The 3,984-nt window shown below is 67.0% G+C and carries 5 protein-coding genes; all 5 read right to left on the bottom strand.

The genetic code is table 11. The features are described from left to right. Positions 1 to 193: CoA transferase (locus tag ACIPIA_RS11650; RefSeq protein ID WP_400509648.1), on the bottom strand; the 193-nt coding region annotated here is incomplete at its 3' end. Positions 194 to 203: 10 nt separating this feature from the next. Continuing rightward, positions 204 to 1,364 carry an acyl-CoA dehydrogenase family protein gene (locus tag ACIPIA_RS11645; protein ID WP_400509646.1) on the bottom strand — a complete coding sequence of 387 codons (1,161 nt, stop codon included), beginning with the start codon at positions 1,362 to 1,364 and terminating at the stop codon, positions 204 to 206. Positions 1,365 to 1,508: 144 nt separating this feature from the next. Next, a complete protein-coding gene (locus ACIPIA_RS11640) occupies positions 1,509 to 2,474 on the bottom strand; it encodes a substrate-binding domain-containing protein (protein WP_400509644.1) in 966 nt (321 codons plus the stop codon). Between the two features lie 26 nt (positions 2,475 to 2,500). Continuing rightward, positions 2,501 to 3,517, bottom strand: coding sequence for an ABC transporter permease (locus ACIPIA_RS11635; protein ID WP_400509643.1), 1,017 nt, complete (start codon positions 3,515 to 3,517; stop codon positions 2,501 to 2,503). Beyond that, positions 3,504 to 3,984 (bottom strand): ATP-binding cassette domain-containing protein (locus ACIPIA_RS11630; RefSeq protein WP_400509641.1); only part of this gene is annotated, 481 nt, incomplete at its 5' end. The genes ACIPIA_RS11630 and ACIPIA_RS11635, both read right to left, overlap by 14 nt.

Below are 3,984 nucleotides of genomic sequence, written 5' to 3'. Positions count from 1 at the left end.
TGAGCCAGACGAAATAGCTCGACTGCCCCTTGGCGACGTCGTCATAGCCGCGGGCGAAATCGCCTTCCGGCCGCTCGATCTTGATGACCCGCGCGCCGGCATCGGCAAGGCGCGACGTGCAGAACGGAGCGGCGACGGCCTGCTCGACCGCGACGACGAGGAGGCCTTCGAGCGGGCGGCGGGCAGACGGCATCGGCGCGCTTTCAGTAGGACCGGGGCATGCCGAGGACATGCTCGGCGAGATAGGACAGGATCAGGTTCGTCGAGATCGGCGCGACCTGATAGAGCCGCGTCTCGCGGAACTTGCGCTCGACATCGTATTCCTCGGCGAAGCCGAAGCCGCCATGCGTCTGGATGCAGGCATTGGCCGCCTCGAAGGAGGCGTCGGCCGCCAGCATCTTGGCCATGTTGGCCTCGGCGCCGGGATTGGCGCCGGCCTCGTAGAGCCGGATCGCCTCGCGCACCATCAGTTCGGCGGCGCGCATGTTGGCGTAGGCTTTCGCGATCGGGAACTGGATGCCCTGGTTCTGGCCGATCGGGCGGCCGAAGACGTGGCGCTCCCTGGCGTAGTGCGAAGCCTTCTCGATGAACCATCTGGCGTCGCCGACGCATTCCGCGGCGATCAGGATGCGCTCGGCATTCATGCCCGAGAGGATGTAGCGGAAGCCCTTGCCCTCCTCGCCGACCAGATTGGCTGCCGGGACCTTCACATTGTCGAAGAAGACCTCGGTGGTGGCGTGGTTCATCATCGTGCGGATCGGCCGGATGGTCAGGCCGTCCTTCAGCGCCTCGCGCATGTCGAGGATGAAGACCGAAAGCCCGTCGGTGCGCCTGGCGACCTGGTCGCGCGGGGTGGTGCGGGCGAGCAGCAGCATCAGGTCCGACTGCGCGGCGCGGCTCGTCCAGATCTTCTGGCCGTTGACGACGTAATGGTCGCCCTCGCGGCGTGCGGTGGTGCGCAGGGCGGTGGTGTCGGTGCCGCTGGTCGGCTCGGTGACGCCGAAGGCCTGCAGCCGCAGCTCGCCGGTGGCGATCTTCGGCAGGTAGCGCTGCTTCTGCTCCTCGCTGCCGTGGCGCAGGACCGTACCCATCACGTACATCTGCGCGTGGCAGGCGGCGCCGTTGCAGCCCTGGCGCTGGATCTCCTCCATGATGACGGCGGCGGCCGAGAGCGAGAGGCCGGCGCCGCCATAGTCCTCGGGGATCAGCGCGGACAGGAAGCCGCTCCGCGTCAGCGCGCCGACGAATTCGGCCGGGTAGGCCATCTCGCGGTCGAGCTTGCGCCAGTACTCGCCCGGAAAATCCGCGCAAAGACGCGCGACCGCGTCGCGGATGTCGGCATGGATTTCGGCAGCATGGCTCATGATCGACGGCGCTCCTCGCACGGAGCCCGTTGATAGCCGCCGTCGCGGCGCGTCGGCAACGGCTGCCGGGAGAGGGCGGCCATGTCGGGGGCCGAGAGCATGGGGCCGCCCCGTGGACGGGGCGGCCGGGAAGGTGGCTGCGCCTCAGAACGGCGAGTCGGGGTGGTAGAAGTCCTTGGCGTTGCTCTTGTCGATCAACACCGAGGGGATGATCGTCGTCGCCGGCAGCTTCTGGCCGTTCAGGCGCGCCTCCGCGGTGAGCTTGATCGCGTCGTAGATGAATTTCGGCGAGTAGCTGACATTGGCCTGGATGCGCGGGTCCTTGTTGTCGAGGATCATCTTGACCATGTCCTTGGCCCCGGCGCCGCCGAAGATGATCTTGATGTCCTTGCGATTGGCCTGGTCGATCGCGCGGATCGCGCCAAAGGCCATGTCGTCGTCAGCCGCCCAGAAGGCGTCAATATCCTTGAAACGCGTCAGGAAGTCCTGCGTGACCTTGTAGGCGTCGTCGCGGTTCCAGTTGGCGAACTTGGCGTCGAGCAGCTTGATATCGGGATAGCCCTTGAGCACGCCGTTGAAGGCGTCCATGCGCTCGGTGTCGAGCGTGGTGGGGATGCCGCGCAGCGCGACGACCGTGCCCTTCCCGTTCAGCGTCTTGGCGATGTACTCGGCCGGAATCTTGCCGAAGGCGGTGTTGTCGCCGGCGACATAGGCATCCTGTGCCGAGGTGTCGGTGAGGCCGCGATCGACGACGGTCACATAGGCGCCCTTGGCCTTCACATTCGCGACCGGCCGGGTCAGGGCCGCCGACTCGAAGGGGAAGACGACGAGCGCGTTGATCTTGTTGACCGTGCTGAGGTCCTGGAGCTGGTTGGCCTGCTCGGTGGCGTTGGCAGCGGTGCGGATCGTGATCTTGAGGTCCTTGTGCTTGGCCTCCAGATCCTTCTTCGCCTGGTTCGCCCAGTAGTTGATGCCGCCCATGAAGCTGTGCGTCGCGGCGGGAATCGAGACGCCGAGATTGACGGGTTCGGCGGCGGCAACCGTCGCCGCGAAGCCGAGGCACGCTGCGGTCGCGGCGAGCAAGAGGCTGCGTCTGGTCTGCGTGGACATCGCTTCTCTCCCAATCTGGCCTGCCTTCAGCGGCGGCCTTTCTGCAAAAACGCGACGGTGATGATGACGAATCCCTGCACGGCGGCGTTGAGGTAGACGCTGATCAGGCTCGTCAGGTTGAGGATGTTGCTGATCACGGAGAGCAGGATCGCGCCCACGACCGTGCCGGTGATGCTCCCTTGCCCGCCCTTCAGCGCAGCGCCGCCCACGATGACGGAAGCGATCGCCTCCAGTTCCCAGAGCAGGCCCGTGGTCGGCGAGGCCGAGCCGAGGCGCGGCACGTAGAGAAGCGTGGCGATGCCGACGCAGACGCCGAGCAGCATGTAGGTGAGTATCTTGACCCGCTCGACATCGACCGCGGCATAGCGTGCCACCGTCTCGTTGGAGCCGATCGCCTGGACATGGCGCCCGTAGGCAGTCTTGTTCAGGATCAGCGCTCCGACGATCGCAACCAGCAGGAAGACGATGACCGGGACCGGCACGCCGGCGACGCTGCCGTAATAGACCGGGGCATAGATGTCGGCGAGGCTGTTCTCCAGCGTCAGCGCGCCGCCATCGGCGAAATAGGTCAGGTAGGCCCGGAAGATGCCGAGCGTCCCGAGCGTGACGATGAAGGGCTCGATGCGGCCCTTCGCGATCAGCACGCCATGGATCAGGCCGAAGGCGGCGCCGAGCAGCACGGCGAGGCCGGCCCCGCAAAGCACGGCCAGCACGGGCGAACCCAGCGCGCCGGCTGCCCAGTTGATGAACATGATGACGCAGCCGGCGATCAGCGCCGCCATCGAGCCGACCGAGAGGTCGATCCCGCCGAGGATGATGACGAAGCACATCCCGACGGCGATGATGCCGATGAAGGCCGTGCGGGTGAGCACGTTGAGGCCGTTGTCGAGCGTGGCGAAGTCGCCGTTGAGCAGGGCCCCGAGGCCGCAGAGCAGCAGGAGGCCGATGACCGGCCCGACGCTGGCGATCCGCTCGGCCAGCGGCGTTGCGCTCTCCCGTCTGCCGCCGGCGGCCGCACCCTGCACCGTTTCAGGCTGCGACATGGCGCGCTCCCGTTGCGTAGGCGATCATCGTCTCTTCCGTCATCTCGTCCCCGGCCAGCGTGGTCACGAGCCGGCCTTCGCGCATGATCGCGACGCGATGGGCCAGGCCGATCAGCTCGATCAGCTCCGAGGAGATGACGACCACGGCCAGGCCCCTGGCTGCCAGCCTCTGGATCAGGAAGTAGATCTCCCGCTTGGCGCCGACATCGACGCCGCGTGTCGGCTCGTCCAGCACCAGGACCTTCGGCTGCGGGTGCAGCACCTTGGCGAGCGCCAGCTTCTGCTGGTTACCTCCGGACAGGGAGGAGGCGCGTGCCTCCAGCGAGCCGGCACGAATGCCGAATTCGGTGACGGCCGCGCGCAGCGCGGCGCGTTCGGCGTCCTGATCGAGCCATGGGGTGGCATAGCGCTCCAGCGCCATCAGCGTCAGGTTGGGCCGCAACGGGAAGGCGACGTGCAAGCCCTTT

The sequence above is a fragment of the Allobosea sp. CER48 genome (assembly GCF_044752385.1).
GTDB lineage: Bacteria > Pseudomonadota > Alphaproteobacteria > Rhizobiales > Beijerinckiaceae > Allobosea.
The sequence above is the reverse complement of the archived record's forward strand: the minus strand, read 5'-3'. Positions and strand labels throughout refer to the sequence as shown.